At 63.2% G+C, this 19336-nt stretch carries 18 protein-coding genes; 11 read left to right on the top strand and 7 right to left on the bottom strand.

The annotated features are described in order from the left end of the window. Positions 1-328 precede the first annotated feature (328 nt). From NXT3_RS16570 to serA, 4 genes are all read left to right on the top strand, one after another. Positions 329-1156, top strand: coding sequence for an outer membrane protein (locus tag NXT3_RS16570; protein WP_037420010.1), 828 nt, complete (start codon positions 329-331; stop codon positions 1154-1156). Between the two features lie 257 nt (positions 1157-1413). After that, the gene (locus tag NXT3_RS16565; protein ID WP_097526639.1) at positions 1414-2250 is read left to right on the top strand and encodes an outer membrane protein; all 837 of its coding nucleotides are present in this window, start codon (positions 1414-1416) and stop codon (positions 2248-2250) included. A 151-nt stretch (positions 2251-2401) separates the two neighbouring features. Then, positions 2402-3580, top strand: coding sequence for a phosphoserine transaminase (locus tag NXT3_RS16560; RefSeq protein WP_097526638.1), 1179 nt, complete (start codon positions 2402-2404; stop codon positions 3578-3580). Between the two features lie 78 nt (positions 3581-3658). Further along, complete coding sequence (serA, locus tag NXT3_RS16555; RefSeq protein WP_037420008.1) at positions 3659-5254, top strand: phosphoglycerate dehydrogenase; 1596 nt, start codon at positions 3659-3661, stop codon at positions 5252-5254. 103 nt (positions 5255-5357) lie between these two features. On the opposite strand, the gene NXT3_RS16550 is transcribed toward serA, so the two are convergent. Further along, positions 5358-6248 carry a DMT family transporter gene (locus NXT3_RS16550; protein ID WP_037420159.1) on the bottom strand — a complete coding sequence of 297 codons (891 nt, stop codon included), beginning with the start codon at positions 6246-6248 and terminating at the stop codon, positions 5358-5360. Between the two features lie 205 nt (positions 6249-6453). On the opposite strand from NXT3_RS16550, the gene NXT3_RS16545 reads away from it, so the two are divergent. Both NXT3_RS16545 and NXT3_RS16540 read left to right on the top strand, forming a co-directional pair. Further along, positions 6454-7752, top strand: a complete 1299-nt coding sequence (locus tag NXT3_RS16545; RefSeq protein WP_037420007.1) for an adenylosuccinate synthase — start codon at positions 6454-6456, stop codon at positions 7750-7752. A gap of 62 nt (positions 7753-7814) precedes the next feature. Further along, positions 7815-10175 (top strand): hypothetical protein, encoded by a 2361-nt coding sequence (locus NXT3_RS16540; protein ID WP_199773304.1) that lies wholly within the window; start codon positions 7815-7817, stop codon positions 10173-10175. A gap of 78 nt (positions 10176-10253) precedes the next feature. Here the strand turns inward: NXT3_RS16540 and rpoH are convergent, their stop codons facing one another. Both rpoH and NXT3_RS16530 read right to left on the bottom strand, forming a co-directional pair. Then, a complete protein-coding gene (gene rpoH, locus NXT3_RS16535) occupies positions 10254-11159 on the bottom strand; it encodes an RNA polymerase sigma factor RpoH (protein WP_037388791.1) in 906 nt (301 codons plus the stop codon). 195 nt (positions 11160-11354) lie between these two features. After that, positions 11355-12383, bottom strand: coding sequence for an RluA family pseudouridine synthase (locus NXT3_RS16530; RefSeq protein WP_097526636.1), 1029 nt, complete (start codon positions 12381-12383; stop codon positions 11355-11357). Between the two features lie 29 nt (positions 12384-12412). Here NXT3_RS16530 and NXT3_RS16525 point away from each other — a divergent pair, with 29 nt between their 5' ends. Together NXT3_RS16525 and NXT3_RS16520 are read left to right on the top strand one after the other, a co-directional pair. Continuing rightward, positions 12413-12796 carry a hypothetical protein gene (locus tag NXT3_RS16525; RefSeq protein WP_037420003.1) on the top strand — a complete coding sequence of 128 codons (384 nt, stop codon included), beginning with the start codon at positions 12413-12415 and terminating at the stop codon, positions 12794-12796. Positions 12797-12800: 4 nt separating this feature from the next. Next, positions 12801-13634 carry a TrmH family RNA methyltransferase gene (locus tag NXT3_RS16520; RefSeq protein ID WP_104839706.1) on the top strand — a complete coding sequence of 278 codons (834 nt, stop codon included), beginning with the start codon at positions 12801-12803 and terminating at the stop codon, positions 13632-13634. 19 nt (positions 13635-13653) lie between these two features. Here NXT3_RS16520 and NXT3_RS16515 read toward each other — a convergent pair whose 3' ends face one another. Together NXT3_RS16515 and NXT3_RS16510 are read right to left on the bottom strand one after the other, a co-directional pair. Then, complete coding sequence (locus NXT3_RS16515) at positions 13654-14811, bottom strand: coiled-coil domain-containing protein (RefSeq protein WP_104839705.1); 1158 nt, start codon at positions 14809-14811, stop codon at positions 13654-13656. 158 nt (positions 14812-14969) lie between these two features. After that, entirely contained in the window at positions 14970-15563 is a 594-nt protein-coding gene (locus NXT3_RS16510; protein WP_050988267.1) for a DUF1134 domain-containing protein, read from the bottom strand. Between the two features lie 312 nt (positions 15564-15875). Between NXT3_RS16510 and chpT the strand changes: the two genes are divergently transcribed. Continuing rightward, complete coding sequence (chpT, locus tag NXT3_RS16505) at positions 15876-16520, top strand: histidine phosphotransferase ChpT (RefSeq protein WP_176536630.1); 645 nt, start codon at positions 15876-15878, stop codon at positions 16518-16520. A gap of 259 nt (positions 16521-16779) precedes the next feature. After that, positions 16780-17142, top strand: coding sequence for a response regulator (locus tag NXT3_RS16500; protein WP_037388773.1), 363 nt, complete (start codon positions 16780-16782; stop codon positions 17140-17142). 192 nt (positions 17143-17334) lie between these two features. Here NXT3_RS16500 and ctrA read toward each other — a convergent pair whose 3' ends face one another. Beyond that, on the bottom strand, positions 17335-18036 hold the full coding sequence (gene ctrA / locus NXT3_RS16495; RefSeq protein WP_012709262.1) for a response regulator transcription factor CtrA: 702 nt from the start codon (positions 18034-18036) through the stop codon (positions 17335-17337). A gap of 443 nt (positions 18037-18479) precedes the next feature. Here ctrA and NXT3_RS16490 point away from each other — a divergent pair, with 443 nt between their 5' ends. Then, the gene (locus NXT3_RS16490) at positions 18480-18830 is read left to right on the top strand and encodes a hypothetical protein (RefSeq protein WP_037419987.1); all 351 of its coding nucleotides are present in this window, start codon (positions 18480-18482) and stop codon (positions 18828-18830) included. Positions 18831-18949: 119 nt separating this feature from the next. Here the strand turns inward: NXT3_RS16490 and NXT3_RS16485 are convergent, their stop codons facing one another. Next, on the bottom strand, positions 18950-19231 hold the full coding sequence (locus NXT3_RS16485; protein ID WP_037419985.1) for a GNAT family N-acetyltransferase: 282 nt from the start codon (positions 19229-19231) through the stop codon (positions 18950-18952). Positions 19232-19336: the final 105 nt, after the last annotated feature.

The raw sequence follows: 19336 nt of genomic DNA, 5'->3' as shown, positions 1-19336 counted from the left end.
CGTCTTCACTGATGCATGCCGCCCAAAACTGTGCCGCGGTTTTGGGATGACGACATGCACAAAACAAAGACCTAAAGCGCTCCGCGTGACTACGCTTGAACGCGACGCGCTCTAGTCTCATGTCCAGGTCGCACGTACGTCCTGCACGCGGGCATTGTCACCGATTCATGCCTGAGTGCCGCGAATACTTCAAATCGTTAATATTCACGGTAAATTTTTGTAGTTAATCGAGGCTTAACCTTTCCCGGGCACTATCCTGCCGAGCATCTCGTCTGATTGTATCTATTCGGATCGGCGAGCGAGGGTATTCCAGCGTATTGGGGTGGGCATGAAGAGGATTTTTGGTGGCGTTGCTGCTGCTTTGCTCAGTGGCACGTCGGTTTTCGCCGCAGACGTCTATCAGCCGCCAGCAGAGCCGCCTTATGTCGAGCAACCGGTTGAAGTCGTCGAGACGAGTGGCTGGTATTTGCGAGGCGATGTCGGCTACGCTTGGAACGATCTGCGCGGCGCGCATTTCTTCCAGGGCTCCAACGCAAGTCTGGTCGACTTCGACAGGGCCGATCTCGATGACTCCTACGTCCTCGGCGGCGGTGTCGGCTATCAGATCAACAACTATCTGCGCGCAGACGTGACGCTTGATTACCTCGGCGAGGCGGATTTCACGGGCTCGACCAGCGGCAGCTGCGGTGTCGCTGCCAACTGCGTGTCGACCGATATCGCTTCGATGTCGGCATGGAGCCTGTTGGCCAATGCCTATGTGGACCTTGGAACCTACGGCTCCTTCACACCCTATGTCGGCGCCGGTATCGGCGGCACGCGCGTGAAATGGGGAACGTTGCGCAACACGAGCTGCGACGCCACCGATCCGACGAACTGCGATCCGACCGTCGAGCATGACGGCCGGGCCAAGTGGCGCTTTACCTATGCGTTGATGGCCGGCACGGCGGTGGACCTCACCTGCAATCTCAAGGCAGACGTCGGATACCGTTTTCGCCATATCGACGGCGGCGACATGTTCGGTTTCAATCTCGGCAGCGGTCCCGGTTTCGACAAGGACATCTATGTCCACGAGGCGCGGGCCGGTCTTCGCTACACGTTCGGTAGCCCATGCGAAGCCGCCTACGTGCCGCCGGCCGAACCCATCGTGTATAAGTAGGAGCCACAACCGGCGGTTAAGGGGCTCCGGCCGGAGCCCCTTATCAGCATTGATAAGTTGAAGCTTTGTCTTCGCCACGCGCGCCCATGCTGCCCCGCCAGCTGCTGTGTAGTACCTGGAATTGCTGCATGCCGTGCGACGAGAGGCATTCGTTAAAAGTTTCCCAATCAACATGCTTAACCGCTGGTTAACTTGTCCCTGCCAATAGTTAACGAGGCACTTACGGGTGGCGTTGACGACTGGCGAGGGCATGCGACATGGACTGGCGGAACGGAATTCTCGGTATCGCTCTGAGCGCTGGCCTGCTCTTGGCCGACGCAGCCGCGGCGAACGACGAAGATCTGCTCGACGCGCCGGAGATCACGATCTCCACCGAAAAGGAAGCGGGCAGCCGCCTCTATCTGCGCGGCGACATCGGCTATGCGGGCTGGACAGGCGAGGGCGATCCCTTCTATCGCAATTTCAATAGCGGCACCGGCAGCTACAGCAATGTTCCATTCGACGACGCCCGTTTCGATGAGCCGGTCTCCGGCACGATCGGCGTGGGCTATCGGATCACCGACGTCTTCCGCGCCGATCTGACAGCCGAATATTTCGAAGGCCGTTTCAACGGCTCGTCGCTTACCGCAGGCCCTTGTGCGGGCGAGGGGGCCGGAACGTCCTGCGCGCTTTCCCAAAGCGGCAATTTCTCCGCTCTCGGGCTAATGGCGAACGGCTATGTCGATCTGGCGACGCTCGCCGGTTTCACGCCCTATGTCGGCGCCGGCATCGGCGCGACGCATATCGACTGGAAAACGGTTCGCGAAAGCTCGACCTGTATCGCCGGCGGCGGTGCCTGTTCCGGGGCGGCGGCGGGAGGTTCCTATGAGGGTCGCGACAGTTGGCGGTTCACCTATGCGGTGATGGCGGGTCTCTCCTACGACGTTACCGACCGGCTAAAGTTCGACATCGGCTATCGCTATTCCCGCATCGCTGAGGGCGACATGTTTGGCTTCGGCGCCGAGGCGCTTGCCGGTGCAAGCGGCAGCAAGGGCCATGATGACGGCCTTTCCCGCCACGAAATCCGCGCAGGCTTGCGGTTCGCACTCTGGTAGGGCTCCGTCTGCAACACAGCACGATGTGCTCGAAGCGCCAAAAATCGTGTCATACGCGACACAAGCCGCTTGACATCCTCTCTGCGCCACAATATTTCGGACGGCGGGACACCCCTCCCCAACGAGGGGCTTCTATCTGAGAGGATAGCATATGACGAAACCTGCCAAGCCGGACGTGCGCCCGGCAAATACCCATTTTTCTTCTGGTCCTTGCGCCAAGCGTCCCGGATGGACGCTCGAAGCTCTCTCCGATGCGCCGCTCGGTCGTTCGCACCGCGCCAAGATCGGCAAGACGAAGCTCAAGCAAGCCATCGATCTTACCCGTGAAATTCTCGAGGTGCCCGGCGACTACCGCATCGGTATCGTGCCCGCTTCTGACACCGGCGCCGTCGAGATGGCGCTGTGGTCGCTGCTTGGCGCGCGAGGCGTCGACATGCTCGCCTGGGAAAGTTTCGGCGCCGGCTGGGTCACCGACGTGATCAAGCAGCTGAAGCTTCCCGACGTCCGCCGCTTCGAGGCCGACTACGGCGAACTGCCGGATCTCTCAAAGGTCGATTTCGACCGCGACGTCGTCTTCACCTGGAACGGAACGACTTCGGGCGTCCGCGTCCCGAATGCCGATTTCATTCCCGCCGACCGCAAGGGCCTGACGATCTGCGACGCGACCTCGGCCGCATTCGCGCAGGAACTCGACTTCGCCAAGCTCGACGTCGTCACCTTCTCCTGGCAGAAGGTTCTGGGCGGCGAGGGCGGCCATGGCGTGCTGATCCTCAGCCCGCGCGCGGTCGAACGGCTGGAAAGCCATGTACCGGCCTGGCCGCTGCCGAAGATCTTCCGCATGACCAAGGGCGGAAAGCTGATTGAGGGCATCTTTACCGGCGAGACGATCAACACGCCGTCGATGCTCTGCGTCGAGGACTATATCGACGCGCTTCTCTGGGCGAAGTCGGTCGGCGGCCTCAAGGGGCTGATCGCGCGGGCCGATGCCAATGCCGACCTGATCCACCGTTTCGTCGCCGCCAATGACTGGATCGCCAACCTGGCCGTCAAGCCGGAGACCCGCTCCAACACCTCTGTTTGCCTGAAGATCGTCGACCGCGACGTGACGGCCCTCGATGCCGATGCGCAGGCCGCCTTCGCCAAGGGCCTCGTCGCGCTTCTCGACAAGGAGGGCGTCGCCTTCGATATCGGGCACTATCGGGATGCTCCCTCCGGCCTCCGCATCTGGTCCGGCGCGACGATCGAGGCGGCCGATATGGAAGCGCTGATGCCGTGGCTCACCTGGGCATTCGAGACCCAGAAAGCGACGCTCTCGCAGGCCGCCGCCTGATCCGACGCGACCGTTTCGCTCTTCTTAAGGGCGAAGCCACTCCAATTCCGTTCAGACACTGTTCCAAGGAGGCCTTTCATGGCACCTCGCGTTCTCGTATCCGATGAACTTTCGGAAACCGCCGTTCAGATCTTCCGCGATCGCGGCGTCGAAGTGGATTTCCAGCCGAAGCTCGGCAAAGACAAGGAGAAGCTTGCCGAGATCATCGGCAATTACGACGGTCTCGCCATCCGCTCCGCCACCAAGGTGACGGAAAAGCTGATCGCCGCGGCGGCCAATCTCAAGGTCGTCGGCCGCGCCGGCATCGGCGTCGACAATGTCGACATTCCGGCCGCCTCGCGCCGCGGCATCATCGTCATGAACACGCCCTTCGGCAACTCGATCACCACGGCCGAGCACGCGGTCGCGCTGATGTTCGCGGTCGCCCGTCAGCTTCCCGCCGCCGACAATTCCACCCAGGCCGGCAAGTGGGAAAAGTCGAAGTTCATGGGCGTCGAGATTACCGGCAAGGTGCTCGGCGTGATCGGTGCCGGCAATATCGGCTCGATCGTCTGTGCCCGTGCAATCGGTCTCAAGATGCACGTGCTCGCCTATGATCCGTTCCTGTCGAAGGAGCGGGCGGAGGAAATGGGCGTCGTCAAGGTCGAGCTGGACGAACTTCTCGCGCAGGCCGACTTCATCACCCTGCACGTGCCGCTGACCGACAAGACGCGCAACATCCTCAGCGCCGAGGCGATTGCCAAGACCAAGCCGGGTGTGCGCATCATCAACTGTGCCCGCGGCGGCCTCGTCGACGAGAAGGCGCTCGCCGATGCGCTGAAGTCCGGCCATGTCGCCGGCGCGGGCTTCGACGTCTTTGAGGTGGAGCCCGCCACCGAAAGCCCGCTCTTTGGCCTGCCGAACGTCGTCTGCACGCCGCATCTCGGGGCCTCGACCACCGAGGCGCAGGAGAACGTGGCGCTGCAGGTGGCCGAGCAGATGGCGGACTATCTCGTCAAGGGCGCCGTCACCAACGCCATCAACATGCCGTCGATCACCGCCGAGGAAGCGCCGATCCTGAAACCCTTCATCCGCCTCGCCGACGTGCTTGGCGCCTTTGTCGGGCAGGCGACGGAAAGCGCCATCAAGGAAATCGAAATCCTCTATGACGGGTCGACCGCAACAATGAACACCAAGGCGCTGACCAGCGCCGTTCTCGCCGGCCTGATCCGTCCTCAGGTGGCTGACGTCAACATGGTCTCCGCACCGATCATGATCAAGGAAAAGGGCATCATCCTTTCTGAGGTCAAGCGCGACAAGACGGGCGTCTTCGACGGCTATATCAAGCTGACGGTGAAGACGGCGAACCAGACCCGATCGGTCGCCGGCACGGTCTTCTCCGACGGCAAGCCGCGCTTCATCCAGATCAAGGGCATCAACCTCGATGCCGACGTCGGCAACCACATGGTCTATATCACCAACACCGACGTTCCCGGCATGATCGGCTTCATCGGCACGACCCTCGGCGATGCCGGCGTCAACATCGCCAACTTCCAGCTCGGTCGCGAAAAGCAGGGCGGTGACGCGATCGCGCTGCTTTACGTCGATGGTCCGGTTTCCGAGACGGTGCTCGACAAGCTGCGCGCCAACGCGGCGATCCGCCAGGCGAAGCCGCTGGTGTTCAACGTCGATTGAGCAGCCACGCTGTTCCAGCTTGGATATGAAATGCAAACGTGCCGGCCCCATCCGGCGCGTTTCTCTTTTGAGCGCTCACCATGGGCCGCGATAAAGCGTGCCGTCACTTCGGCGGCCTCGGCCGGCCGTGTTCGGCGATCGCGATGCCGCCGAGGACGAGCAGCAATGCCACCAGATGATAGGCGTGAAACGTCTCGCCGACGAGCAGAACGGAAAGCAGCGTTCCATAGACCGGGATGGCGTTGATGAACAGGCCGGCGCGGTTGGCGCCGATCATTTCGACGCCGCGGACATAGAGAACCTGTGACATCAGCGACGGAAATATCGCGGCATAGAGCACGATCGCCCAACCGGTCGCGTCCGGCACGATGGCGCTGCCGCTTTGAGCTTCCCAGACGAGCAGCGGGATGGAACTGATGAGCGCGCCGAAGGCGGGTGCCGCGATGAAGCTCTGCCAGTGCATCGCCGGTTTCCAGCGAAGAGTGACCGTATAGACGGCGTAGACGATGCAGGCGAGGATCATCAGCCCGTCGCCGAAATTGAACTTGAGCCGCATCAGGCTCGTGAAGTCGCCATGGGCGGCTGTCGTGAGCACGCCGATCAGCGTCACGGTGAAGCCGACGACCTGCGCGATCGAAACCTTCGTCCGGAAGAACACGAAATTGAACAGGAAGATCAGCATCGGAATGCCGGCCTGAAGGATCACGGCGTTGATCGCACTGGTATATTTCACCGCCGAATAGAGGAAGGCGTTGAACATCGTGAAACCAACCGCGCCATAGGCGAGCAGCTGCAGCCAGTGGCGGCGAATCTTGTCCCAGTCACGGCGGATCTGCGGCGTCATCAGCGCAAGAATGACGCTGAGCGCGACGAGCCAGCGCAGCGTCGTCAGCATCATCGGGCTGACGTGCCCGACGGCCATCTTGCCGGCAACCGAATTCCCGCCCCAGAAAAGCGCGGTGATGGCGAGATAGAAATAGGCTTTGGAATTCACGGCGCTGCGATCCGCATGGAGGTGAAATGGATTGCCGAACCGGCGGGAGAGTTCGCAGATATAGGCGCTAACGCCATATCTTGTCATGCAAAAAGGGCCGGGCCCCGGGCATAACGGGGTCGCTTTCCGAAAGACAACACAGTATAGATGCGCGGGTTTGAGAACAGCGCAACGTCCTCGTGCGCGCGTGAACAGGAAGAGAAATATGACGAACGTCGTGGTGGTCGGATCCCAATGGGGTGACGAAGGCAAAGGCAAGATCGTGGATTGGCTCTCGGAGCGCGCCGACATCGTAGTGCGCTTCCAGGGCGGCCACAATGCCGGCCATACCCTGGTGATCGACGGCGTCAGCTACAAGCTGTCGCTGCTTCCCTCCGGCGTCGTCCGGCCCGGCAAGCTAGCCGTCATCGGCAATGGCGTCGTCATCGATCCGCATGCGCTGATCGCGGAGATCGACAAGCTCGGCAACCAGGGCGTCAAGATCACACCGGACAACCTGCGCATCGCCGACAATGCCACGCTCATCCTGTCGCTGCATCGCGAACTCGACGGCTTCCGCGAGGACGCTGCCTCGAACAGCGGCACCAAGATCGGCACGACCCGCCGCGGCATCGGCCCGGCCTATGAGGACAAGGTCGGCCGCCGGGCCATCCGCGTCATGGATCTCGCGGACCTCGACACCCTGCCGGCCAAGGTCGACCGGCTGCTGACGCACCACAACGCGCTGCGCCGCGGGCTCGGCGAAGCGGAAATCAGCCACCAGGCGATCATGGACGAACTCTCCTCCGTCGCCGCGCGCGTGCTGCCGTTCATGGACACGGTCTGGCTGTTGCTCGACAGGCAGCGCCGCAAGGGCGCGCGCATCCTGTTCGAGGGCGCGCAGGGGACGCTGCTCGACATCGACCACGGCACGTATCCCTTCGTCACCTCCTCGAACACGGTCGCCGGTCAGGCGGCCGCCGGTTCCGGCATGGGACCGGGCGCGCTCGGCTATATTCTCGGGATCACCAAGGCCTATACGACGCGCGTCGGCGAAGGACCGTTTCCGACCGAACTCAACGACGAAATCGGCCAGTTCCTCGGCGAGCGCGGCCACGAATTCGGAACCGTCACCGGCCGCAAGCGCCGTTGCGGCTGGTTCGATGCCGCCCTGGTGCGCCAGTCGGTCGCCGCCAACGGCATCACCGGCATCGCGCTCACCAAGCTCGACGTGCTCGATGGCCTCGACGAGCTCAAGATCTGCGTCGGCTATACTCTGGACGGACAAGAGATCGATCATCTTCCCGCAAGTCAGGCGCAGCAAGCTTCGGTAAAGCCAGTCTATATTACGCTCGAAGGCTGGAAGGAATCGACGGTCGGCGCCCGCAGCTGGGCCGATCTTCCGGCACAGGCGATCAAATATGTTCGCCAGGTCGAGGAACTGATCGGCGCGCCCGTCGCACTGCTTTCGACGAGCCCGGAGCGCGACGACACAATACTTGTGACCGACCCGTTTGAGGACTAGTGTCGGCGCAAGGAAGCGGCGCCGCATTGCGGCTGCATGACTAGGATTTGAGAAAGCATCTGATGGCGGATTTTGTTGCAGTTATTCGCAGGACCGTTGACGGCCTGTCGGAAAACACACCCGAAATGCGGGGCAGGGTCTACGAGAAGGCGCGCAGTGCCGTGCGCCGCCAGCTCGAGAACATGTCCCCGCGGCCATCGGACGACATGATCAATCGCCAGTTGAACAAGCTGGAACTGGCGATTTCCGAGGTCGAAAACGAACACGCCGAGGCCCTGCCGGCAATCGAAGAAGCCGAAGCACCCGAACAGCCCGAAGTGCTCGAGCCGGATGCAGCCGAAGCGTCCGCCGAACAGGAGGCTGCCGCTCCGGTCTCGCCGGAGCCGGCGCCGGTTCCGGCCGAGGCTGCCGAAGTTGAGCAGGCCGTCGCCGAGGAATCCGCAGAAGAGGCGGCGCCGGAGGCTCCGCAAGCCTTCGAAGAACCGGTCCCGGCCGATGAGGTCGTTCCCGCCGCTGCGCGAGAGGTGCCGGAGCACCGGGAAGCCGAGCCCACCCTGGCCGCCGCGGGCGAGCACGAACAGGAACCGCCTGCCACAAGCGAGGAACCGGAAGCCGTCTCGGCCGAGCCGCAGTGGGGCGCAACGGTAGAGGAATACGTCCCGGCGGAGGAACTCTCTCCGGCCGAGGAAGCCCCGCCGGTGGCGGAAGTCGATAGCTGGCAGCAAGCGCCCGCCGAGGAGGCAACCGCCTCCGAGCCGCAGACGGAGGAATTCGACCGCGACGAGCCGCCGGTCGAGCCCGAGCCCGTGGCAATTGTTGGAGGCCCTGAGGAAGAGAGGGTTCCGGAAGAGCCGGTCGGCGAAGAGGCTCCACCGGCTGAGGCGGCACCGGCGAAACAGGAACCTTCGGAATGGGCGCTGCCGGAGTGGGAGGACGTCCCGCCCGCCGCAAGCGCCGGTGAAGAGCCTCCGGCATCCGAGGCGCCGCGCCAGGAGGCGGCCGGCCCCGAGCGGCTCGGCATGCATCCGGTGGAGCCCGAGACAAGCGCCCCGGCTCCGCGGCCGGCTGAGGCGGAGACGGCGCAGGCCTGGTCCTTCGACGACAGCGATCCCTTCGCTGCGCCCGCCGACACCAGAAAGGACAAGCCGGCTGAGCCGGAGGTCTCTGAATGGGCCTGGCCCGTGGAGAAAGCGCCGACCGCTTCGAACGAAGAGGAGCGCGCCGGCACCGCATGGGATCACATCGATGATCTGCTCGGCCTCGATGAGGCCGGCCGGAGGGCGAACGACTCGGACGCTGCCGCCAAGGAAGACGACCAGGTCGGCGACGTGGCGCCGGCGGCCGTATCGCCGCGGCCTGCCTCCTACCGCGTTGCTCCCAAGCCATCCCGCTTCAACGTGAAAAGCCTGGCAATCGCTGCGGTGATCCTGCTTCTCCTTGGCGGTGGCGGCTTTGCCTATTGGGTGAACAGGGAAGCGGGCAATGCCTGGCTTTCCGCAATGCTCGCGAAAATCATCCCCGCCGGTCCGGAGACGCAAACGCCGCCCGGCCGCGAGGGCGAGCCTGCCGTGCAGCCGGGCGAACAGTCCGGCGCCCAGGAAGGTACGGCATTGCCGGACGACAAATCGAGCAAGTTTACCCAGCGTTTGCTTGCCGATGGCTCCGAGCGCGACGGAGGGCTCGCCGGCGCGAACGGCAGCGAAATAGCGCAGGAGGGCAAGTCCGTCGCCCCGCAGACGGAGGCCGGCCGGCCACAGGGCGCCGCGGCGGGGCCTGAGCAGGCCGCCGCCCAGCCCCAACAGCCCGCCACCAACCAGGACAGCGGAGCGCCGCAGACCGAAGTTTCCATCGCCGACGGCGAGAAAATGTTCCTCTATGAGGAGCGGCTTGGCCAATCTTCGCCCACGGCGGTTCCGGGCGCTGTCGCCTGGTCCATCAAGGAGGAGTCTCCAGGCGGCGACGCCAAGCCCGAGCCGGCGATCCAGGCCCAGATCACCGTTCCGGACCGGGGCATGACGGCGCTGATGACGATCAAGCGCAATGTCGATCCGTCGCTGCCGGCAAGCCACGTGATCGAATTCGTCTTTTCGCTGCCCGAGAACTTCGAGGGCGGTGCTATCGAGGGCGTGCAGCGCGTATCGATGAAGCGCACAGAGCAGGATCGCGGTGACCCGCTCATTGCCGTCCCGGCGAAGATCACCGACGACTTCCACATGATCGCGCTCAACGATTTCGCGGAAGCCGTCGGCAGCAACACCGAACTCTTGCGCAGCCGCAGCTGGATCGACATCCCGATCACCTACCGCAACGGCCGCCGCGCCCTCTTGACCCTTGAGAAAGGCGCCAGCGGCACGGAGGCCTTCAGTAAGGCCATGCAGGCCTGGAGTTCGCTCGGCAGCGCGGCCGCGGCGAGCGGCCAGTAAGAAGACCGAGACAAACACAAAGGCCCGGCTGGATGGCGTCCAGCCGGGCCTTTGTTTGTTCTGAAGGCGTGAGGTCGATCAGGCGCCCTCGACGACCCGGAGCGAATTGGCGCGCTCGAGTGCCGCCTTGCGGACTGCTTCCTGGACCTTCTCGAAGGCGCGGACCTCGATCTGGCGGACGCGCTCACGGCTGATGTCGAATTCGGTCGAAAGATCTTCCAGTGTCACCGGATCTTCGGTCAAGCGACGCGCCTCGAAGATGCGGCGCTCGCGGTCGTTCAGGACCTTCATCGCGTTGGCGAGCAGGGCGCGGCGACTTTCGAGCTCGTCCTGCTCGATCAGGATTTCCTCCTGGTTGTCGTGCTCGTCGACCAGCCAGTCCTGCCACTGTCCGGAGTCGCCTTCGCTGGCCTTGATCGGCGCGTTGAGAGACGCGTCGCCGGAGAGGCGCCGGTTCATCGAAACGACCTCGTCCTCGCTGACCTTCAGGGTCGTCGCGATTTCCTTCACCTGCTCCGGCTTGAGATCGCCTTCGTCGAGAGCCTGAATACGGCCCTTCAGCCGCCGCAGATTGAAGAACAGGCGCTTCTGGTTGGCGGTCGTGCCCATTTTCACCAGCGACCAGGAACGCAGGATATATTCCTGAATGGCCGCCTTGATCCACCACATGGCATAGGTCGCCAGGCGGAAGCCGCGATCGGGCTCGAACTTCTTGACGGCCTGCATCAGGCCGACATTGCCTTCCGAAACGACTTCGCCGATCGGCAGGCCGTAGCCGCGGTAACCCATTGCGATCTTGGCGACGAGGCGCAAATGGCTCGTCACCAGCTTGTGGGCGGCGCTGCGGTCGTCATGCTCCTGATACCGCTTGGCGAGCATGTACTCTTCCTGCGGTTCGAGCATCGGAAATTTGCGGATTTCGTCGAGGTAGCGGTTGAGGCCGCCCTCTCCAGCGGCAATGGTCGGCAGCGTGTTGCGGGCCATGAAGCACCCCCTTTGTGCATCTCCGGCCTCCGGGACGGCAGGCCGGGCGTGGGTCTTCGTCCAGACCCCACGAGGCTAGAAGATAAGTACGGCGAAAGCATGATTCAAGGAGTCCGGTTTCACGCTATCGTGAGACCGGAGGAAGGAAGATTTCCTATTGAAGCGTCCCTAAAATCGGGATTCTTCGCAGCGATTTCAAGAGGCTGCGCGAAGGGCGGCGACCAGTTCCTGCATGTCCGCCGGCATCGGTGCTTCGAAATGCATCGTGTCGCCGCTGGCAGGGTGCTCGAACTGCAGCATGAAGGCATGCAGCGCCTGCCGGGAGAAGCGGTTGACCACGCCCTTGGCGGCTTCGGGCAACAGGTTAGCCTTCGTCCGGAAGGCGGCGCCATAGTCGGGATCGCCGATCAGCGGATGACCGATATGGGCCATGTGGACGCGGATCTGGTGCGTCCGGCCGGTTTCCAGATGGCATTCGACGATTGAAGCGAGACAGGTGCCGTCCGGCTTCTCGTGATAGCGCTCGACCACTTCGTAGTGGGTGATCGCTTCGCGCGCATCATCGCTCTCCTCGCGCTTGACGGCGCGTTTCGTGCGGTCGCCGGCCCGGCCGAGGGCGGCATTGATCGTGCCCTTCAATTGGCGGGGGCGGCCCCAGACGACCGCCTGATAGGCGCGCTCCAGCGGCCCGGTGCGGCCGTGGTCGGCAAACTGGTCGGAGAGATGCCGGTGGGCGGTGTCGTTCTTGGCGACGACCATGACGCCGCTCGTTTCCTTGTCCAGCCGGTGAACGATGCCCGGCCGTCTGACGCCGCCGATGCCGGAAAGGCTGTCGCCGCAATGGTGAATGAGGGCGTTGACGAGCGTTCCCGTCCAGTTCCCAGCACCCGGATGGACGACGAGACCGGCCGGCTTCACCAGCACGATCAGATCATCGTCCTCGAATAGAACCTCGAGCGGAATGTCCTCGCCCTTGGGTTCCGGATCCTCGGGCGCGGGCAGGGCGATCTCGAAGCTGTCGCCCGGGTGCACCTTGCGCTTGGGTTCGAGCACCGTGATGCCGTTGATCGAAACGGCACCCTGTTCGATCAGGGCCTTGATGCGGTTGCGGGAGAATTCGCCCGAAAGCGCCTCCGTCAGAAACGCATCCAACCGCCCGGCGGCATTCTCGTCGGCGCTCAGGACTTTCCTATTGCCGGTCGCTTGTTTAAAGGGATCGTTCATTCCGTTTCAATTCCGACAGAAAGCCAGCCATGACCGCGATCGAGCCCGACGAACAGGAAGACAAGCCGCTTGACCCGGCGATGGAGAATGTCCGCCGCAAGATGGTGCGCCTGCAGCTCGTTTCGGCCGGCGTGATGTTGATCATGCTTATGGCCGTCCTCGGAACGATTGTCTACAAGCTGACGCGGAGCGACGGCGCTGCGGAGGCGACGCCGCCGGCGGTCAGCGTGCCGGGCGATGCGCCGCTGACCGCGATTGCGGCGCTGCCGGCCGGCTTTTCGGTGACCAACGTGGCGCTGTCCGGTTCGCAGGTGCTGTTCTATGGCAGCCTGCCGGGCGCAGAACCCCGTGCGATCGTTTTCGACATAAAGGCGGGACGCATCGTCGCCGACGTCACCGTCAGGACGCAGTGACGAGATGGTCGCGGCACCGCCTCCGATCCGCATCGAGGATCCGTCGGACCCGCGCATCGCCGCTTTCCTGTCGATCAAGGAACGGGATCTCACTGGCCGGCAGGGCCGCTTCATTGCCGAAGGCACGGTCGTCCTGCGGATGCTGGCGGCCGCGCACCGCTCCGGGCGCGGCATCATCGCCGAGGCAATCCTGCTGCTCGAAAACCGGTTTGACGGCGTCGCAGAGCTGCTTGCACAATTCCCCGCCGATGTGCCGGTCTACGTGGCCGATGCCCGGGTCTTCGACGCGATCGCCGGCTTCAACATGCATCGCGGTGTTCTGGCGCTCGGCCGATCCGATGCGATGCCCGGCCGTGACGCCCTCATCGCCGCCCTTCCTACCGCAAGCCTCGTGCTTGCCGCCTGCGGCATATCGAACCATGACAATATGGGATCGCTGTTCCGCAATGCCGCCGCCTTCGGCGTCGACGCAGTGCTGATGGATGCATCGAGCTGCGATCCGCTGTACCGCAAGTCGATTCGGGTGTCCGTCGGATCGGCGCTGACGCTCCCCTTCGCGCGCGAGGGGACGGCCGCGGACCTGATCGAAAGGCTTCAGGCCGCCGGGTTCGCGATATGGGGCCTTTCGCCGCGCGGCGAGACGGACGTCACAAAAATTCCGCCGTCGCCGCGCACGGCATTGCTGGTCGGGACGGAAGGCGAGGGGCTGCCGGCGGTGATCCTTTCCGCGCTCCGCACCGCGCGTATCCGCCAGCGTCCGGGCCTCGACAGCCTGAACGTCGCCATGGCCGCGGGCATCGCGCTGCATCAGGTCGCCAGCGCCAACGGTCGAATCTGAGGGGAAGCCCGAGCCGCCTTCATTCAGGCGGCAGCATTTCCTTGGCCCGCGTCGCCAGGCTCTTGCCGGCTCCCGGCTGCCCCGCCTCCTCTCGGCCGAGAAGGCCGTGGATCGGCGAGGACGAGCCTTCCCGCGCAGCCGTGAGCGCCACCATGCCGGCGGCGATCTGCGCCATCTCCTCGCGCAGCGCCTCGTCATGGGTCGCAGACTTCGAATTGGCGAGGCGTTCCGATAGCGCCGTCGCGCGGTTGCGCAGGTCGTCGGAGAGGACGGTGGGATCCACATTATGCTGCGCGTCATGCGCCCCCTCGATCGGTACCCCTTGCGCGGCAGGGTGCTGTTCCACGCGCTTCGGCGGCTTGGCGCCGGCCAGGCGCAGCGCTTTCGTCGCATCGCGGATTTCCTGGTTTGCCGCCTTCACCCGCGTTTTCAGCCGCTCGACTTCTTCCGCTCGCCGCTCGAGCGCGCTTTCGCGGTCGGCATTGGCGGCCGCTTCTCGGGCGAGCTTGGTTTCGAGCTGGCGTACGCGGTTTTCTTCACGGCCGAGGCGCAGCTCCATTTCGCGAGCCCGGGCGTTTTCGCCCTTGAGACTGGCGCGCAAGGCTTCGCGCTCGTCGCTCAGACTGGCGGCCCGGCTCCTCAGATGCTCGATCTGCGTTTCGCGCGCCGCGAGGTCGATGCGCAGGTTGTCGAGTTCGGTCGCCTGCCTGTCGAGCTGGCCGTTCAAGGCGCGGATTGTCTCGTTCTTGGCGCCGGTGTCGCGCTGCAGGTTGTCGAATGTCGCCCGCATGTCGGCGATCCGCAGCTCGAGCTGGCGGATGGTCGACCGCATGTCGGCGGCCTCGACGTTCATGTCGGCAAGTTGCGTGTGGAGGTCGGTATTTTCGCCAGCCAATCGCTGTGCCTCGGTGAGCGCCCTTTCCTTCTCCAGCATCAAGGCCACGCCCTTGTCGCGCTCGCGGCGGAGCGTCTGCGACATCTTCGCGTTCTCGACGGCGAAGGTGGCGCGCGCGGCGTCCCTCTGGGCGCGAACTTCCTGTGGGCTGAGCGGCATCGTCGCTTTCAAACGGTCCTCGGCGAAGCGGACGATGCGCTTTTGGATGGCCGGCGCGACCAGCAGGCCGGTAATGGCCGCCGTCAGGAAGCCCAGGGCAAAGAGGAGCGCATATTCAATCACGTGCTGGCCGTTTCAAGTCTGGACCGATGCATCCATGGCGGTTGGGCAGTTTCCTTCCGTCTTCCGCAGTAAACACGACGGCCCGAAAGCTGCAACAATTACTGCAGGATTGCACGCCCGCTACGCGCTCCAGAGAACTTACATGCGGCCTTTTGGTATCAGAACGGGTTCCAGGTCGGCTGCTGTGTCAGCTTCAGATAGCCGACATTGAGGCCGAGCCTTGCGCCGATTCCGGTGCGGATCGGCACGACGACGACGTGTTCGTCGGTCAGCACCGTCATGCCGACGCCGGCGACGACGTAGGCCGAGCCGGAAACGCCGCCGAAGCGCTTGTAGAGCGCCGGGACGCTCGACAGGTTGTAGACGAGCATCATCGCCCGGCTGCCCTGCCCGCCCCAGTCGAGCCCGAGGGAGGGGCCCTGCCAAAACACACTATGCTGGCCGACATTCTTGGTGTGGAGCTCGCCCTCGCCATAGGTGAGGCCGGCGATGAAGGCGCCGGACCCTTCCTGGCCGAGGATATAGCCGTTCGGCAGGCCGTAGCGCTCGAAGGCGCGCTCGACGACCTTGGCAAGCCCGCCGGAGGTCTCGCCGAAGAAGCCGTGGCCAGCGTCGACGATCTCCTGCATCGTGTACTGGCTGCTATTTGGAGATTGGGCGAGCGCGGCGGACATCAGGGCGCTGCTGAACAGCAGGATTGTCGTCAGAATGGCGCGGACGGCCATTGCGGTTGCCTTCATGATCGGCTGCATCGTTTCCTCCGTCAGGCGCGAATGCGGCTCGCGGGCCGGCCGTCATGACCAGCTCATGCATCGGTTGCGCGGGCCAGCGCGGGTCTCGAACGCGTGCACCTGATCCGCTTTCCGTAGTTCCACTCGGAATCCGGGGGTGCCCTGACAATTTGAACCGATCCTCTTAATAATCGGTTTACCAAATGTGATGTCATTATGGCCTATTGATCGGCGCGGGCCGCGTGGGCTATGCCGGGCCCGGGCGAAGACCTCGCCGGGCGTGGCGGGGAACGCAAGGCGTCGATATGCTGATGGAACCGAACGGGAAGAATGATGGCAAAGAATCCGAACCTGACGTTGACGGGACCCGATCTGGCGGCGCTGCTCTGCAGCCGGGTGTGTCACGACATCATCTCGCCGGTCGGCGCCATCAATAATGGTCTCGAACTCCTGGACGAGGGCGGCGCCGACGCCGATGCGATGGACCTGATCCGTACCAGCGCGCTCAATGCCTCGGTGCGGCTGAAGTTCGCGCGGCTTGCCTTCGGCGCCTCCGGCTCGGTCGGAGCCTCGATCGACACCGGCGAAGCGGAAAAGGCCGCCAAGGACTTCGCCGCTGCGGAAAAGAAGACCGAGGTGACTTGGAACGGCCCGCGGGCGATCATCGCCAAGAACCGCGTCAAGCTGCTGCTGAACCTCTTCCTGATTGCCTATGGTGCAATCCCGCGCGGCGGCTCGATCGACATCACCCTGGAAAACCCGGAGTTCGATGCGGTATTTACCCTTGTCGCAAAGGGGCGAATGATGCGCGTTCCGCCGCGGCTGACCGAACTCCTTTCCGGCACCCCCGAGGAAGCCGTGGACGCCCACTCGATCCAGCCCTATTATACGGTCCTGCTCGCCGAGGAAGCCGGCATGCTGATCGATGTCACGTCGACCGGCGAGGAGATCGTCTTCACCGCTCGCACCGAGGCCTGATCCACTACGCCCGCCGATCACGCCCGTGACATGAAAAGAGGTCTCCATCGTCCGCGACGGAGGCCTTTCTCTTTTCTCGGGTGCCGAAGTCCCGCTGCTCTCAACTCCGGCGAGGGTTTCACAGGTCTCGGCGGATTATTGCTTTGCGAGAAATGAAAATCGGCCGTCAACCGTGGCGGTAACGGTTTCTTTGCCAAATCTCTCTAGTTTTGCTTCATGGACGCCTTTTGGCGTCCGATGAGGCCTGAAGGAGTTGGACATGCGGCGCTTGATGATTGCCGATGGCTCGGATGTGGTGAGAAAGGTCGGGAAGCGCATACTGTCGGGCATGGGTTTCCTGGTGTCCGAAGCGCCGAGCAGCCTCGAGGCGCTCGTCCGCTGCGAGGCCGAACTGCCGAACATCCTGATCGTCGACTCCGGGCTCGAGGGCGCCCTCGACCTCATCGCCAATATCCGCCGGCTGCCCGAGGGCGCGTCGGTGCGCATCTATTATTGCGTCGTCGAAGCGGATCTCAGGAAGATGATGGCCGGCAAGCGGGCCGGGGCGGACGATTTCCTGCTGAAGCCCTTCGACCGGAAGATTCTGACGAGCGTCTTTGCCAGTCAATCCATGGCCGCCTGACGCATTCGCATAGCGCAGATCCGAGCGTCGCAGCCGCGGTATGTACCGCGGCTTTTTGCATTCGCGGAAAATGAAATGGGCGAGGGCGGTTTTTCGAACAGGACCAAATCCTGTCTCACAACGCAAAAACCCGCCGTGCGGCGGGTTTGCGGGGGAATAGGTCTGTGTTCGGCGGTGACGCCCGCCCGGAAATCAGGCGGTTTCCAGGTAATCGTTGCCGTCGGGCTCGCGCAGCACATAGCCGCGGCCCCAGACCGTCTCGATATAATTGGCGCCGCCAGCGGCATTGGCGAGCTTCTTGCGCAGCTTGCAGATGAAGACGTCGATGATCTTCAGTTCCGGCTCGTCCATGCCGCCATAGAGGTGGTTCAGGAACATTTCCTTGGTGAGCGTCGTGCCCTTGCGCAGCGACAGGAGCTCGAGCATCTGGTATTCCTTGCCGGTCAGATGCACGCGCTGGCCGCCGACTTCCACCGTCTTGGCGTCGAGGTTGACGATCAGCTCGCCGGTGGCGATGATCGACTGGGCGTGGCCCTTGGAGCGGCGAACGATCGCATGGATGCGGGCGACCAGCTCGTCCTTGTGGAAGGGCTTGGTCATGTAGTCGTCGGCGCCGAAGCCGAGGCCCCGGACCTTATCCTCGATGCCGGCCATGCCGGAGAGAATGAGGATCGGGGTTTTGACCTTCGACAGGCGCAGCGTTCTCAACACCTCGTAGCCCGACATGTCCGGCAGGTTGAGGTCGAGGAGAATGATGTCGTAGTCGTAAAGCTTGCCGAGATCGACGCCCTCTTCCCCGAGATCGGTGGTGTAGACGTTGAAACTCTCGGACTTGAGCATGAGCTCAATGCTTTGCGCCGTCGCGCTGTCGTCTTCTATCAGTAGAACCCGCATAGTCTTCCCCTTTTCCGCCGCCCAAGGTCGTCGTGGCCCCCTTACGCGATACGGATCCAGTCGTTGCCTGATTTGGAGGCTGCCACCAAATGGTTAACAAATTCTGATTCACTCTGGCAAGGTGTATCGAAAATGTTAAATATTTTTAGCAGTCTCCTGATTTTAAAGGTGAATCTGAAACGGCACTCTTCATCCGAAAGATGAGGAAATGCCGCTATCTGACTCTTTCGACTCGTAAATGCCGCAGGCGCCACATTTCGTACCTCAGCATTTACGGAGCCTTAAATCATCGTACCTATGATTAATGATGCCCGTAAACGAAAGGTTACCAGCGGTAGGTATTTGTTAAGACCGCAGTCGTTTTTTGTTTCCGGCCCGCGCGGGCCGGTATTCGGGCGCAGGAATCGGTAACCGGGGTCTCGCTATCCACGGGAGTATTGCGTATGAAAGCACGTGAGAGCCTTACCCGCCTGAAGGAATTTCAGGTGCGGGAGAAGCAGCGTCAGTTGACCCAGCTTCAGATGATGATGTCCGAGTTCGAGCGGATGACCAAGGAACTCGAAAGCCAGATCGTCTTCGAGGAAAAGAAGTCGGGAATCTCCGATCCGTCGCATTTTGCCTATCCGACCTTCGCCAAGGCGGCGCGCCAGCGTGCCGACAATCTCCAGGTGTCGATCCGTGAGCTGAAGGTGCAGCAGGACGCGGCCGAACTGGCGCTTGCCGAGGTTCAGGCCGAGTATGCCAAGGCCGCAGCCCTTGAGGAGCGGGATTCGTCGGCCCGGCTTCGCGCCTGAGAAGAGGCGGCCGCTCGGCGTGAGCCTCGACCGCACCGACGGAGGGCCTGCTTTGGGAAACACAAAGGCCCGCTTCCCTTTCGGGAGGCGGGCAATCGTCTTACCAAAGATGCCGGCGGCTATGCCTGGACGGCGTCCTGCCAATCCGGATGACGCATGACCTGTGCGCGCATGAACGGGCAGAGCGGAATGATCTTCCAGCCGCCCCGGCGCGCTTCCTCGACCGCGTGTCTTGCAAGCGCCTGTCCCACGCCCTTGCCGCGCAATTCGTCCGGCACGAAGGTGTGATCGATGATCACGAGCTGCGGCGACGATCTGGAATAGGTCATTTCGCCGGTGTGTCCTTCGACCGTCGCCGCATAGCGGCCCTTGGTATCCGTCTTCTCCTCAGTGATCTCCATATAGGGCTTCCTTTGCCTTGGCCGCTCTTCGAGCCGATGCTAAGCGATAATCCCGCAAGATACAGCTGACTTTCGACTGCGGCGCATCTTAGAAACGGAACCGGC

It is taken from the genome of Sinorhizobium fredii, from assembly GCF_002944405.1.
GTDB lineage: Bacteria > Pseudomonadota > Alphaproteobacteria > Rhizobiales > Rhizobiaceae > Sinorhizobium > Sinorhizobium fredii_C.
This window is presented reverse-complemented; position numbering and strand designations above follow the sequence as displayed.

Coding starts and splice junctions, on each gene's coding strand:
- NXT3_RS16570 (WP_037420010.1), top strand. CDS start 329: ATGAAGAGGATTTTTGGTGGCGTTGCTGCTGCTTTGCTCAGTGGCACG.
- NXT3_RS16565 (WP_097526639.1), top strand. CDS start 1,414: ATGGACTGGCGGAACGGAATTCTCGGTATCGCTCTGAGCGCTGGCCTG.
- NXT3_RS16560 (WP_097526638.1), top strand. CDS start 2,402: ATGACGAAACCTGCCAAGCCGGACGTGCGCCCGGCAAATACCCATTTT.
- serA (WP_037420008.1), top strand. CDS start 3,659: ATGGCACCTCGCGTTCTCGTATCCGATGAACTTTCGGAAACCGCCGTT.
- NXT3_RS16545 (WP_037420007.1), top strand. CDS start 6,454: ATGACGAACGTCGTGGTGGTCGGATCCCAATGGGGTGACGAAGGCAAA.
- NXT3_RS16540 (WP_199773304.1), top strand. CDS start 7,815: ATGGCGGATTTTGTTGCAGTTATTCGCAGGACCGTTGACGGCCTGTCG.
- rpoH (WP_037388791.1), bottom strand. CDS start 11,159: ATGGCCCGCAACACGCTGCCGACCATTGCCGCTGGAGAGGGCGGCCTC.
- NXT3_RS16530 (WP_097526636.1), bottom strand. CDS start 12,383: ATGAACGATCCCTTTAAACAAGCGACCGGCAATAGGAAAGTCCTGAGC.
- NXT3_RS16525 (WP_037420003.1), top strand. CDS start 12,413: ATGACCGCGATCGAGCCCGACGAACAGGAAGACAAGCCGCTTGACCCG.
- NXT3_RS16520 (WP_104839706.1), top strand. CDS start 12,801: ATGGTCGCGGCACCGCCTCCGATCCGCATCGAGGATCCGTCGGACCCG.
- NXT3_RS16510 (WP_050988267.1), bottom strand. CDS start 15,563: ATGCAGCCGATCATGAAGGCAACCGCAATGGCCGTCCGCGCCATTCTG.
- chpT (WP_176536630.1), top strand. CDS start 15,876: ATGGCAAAGAATCCGAACCTGACGTTGACGGGACCCGATCTGGCGGCG.
- NXT3_RS16500 (WP_037388773.1), top strand. CDS start 16,780: ATGCGGCGCTTGATGATTGCCGATGGCTCGGATGTGGTGAGAAAGGTC.
- ctrA (WP_012709262.1), bottom strand. CDS start 18,036: ATGCGGGTTCTACTGATAGAAGACGACAGCGCGACGGCGCAAAGCATT.
- NXT3_RS16490 (WP_037419987.1), top strand. CDS start 18,480: ATGAAAGCACGTGAGAGCCTTACCCGCCTGAAGGAATTTCAGGTGCGG.
- NXT3_RS16485 (WP_037419985.1), bottom strand. CDS start 19,231: ATGGAGATCACTGAGGAGAAGACGGATACCAAGGGCCGCTATGCGGCG.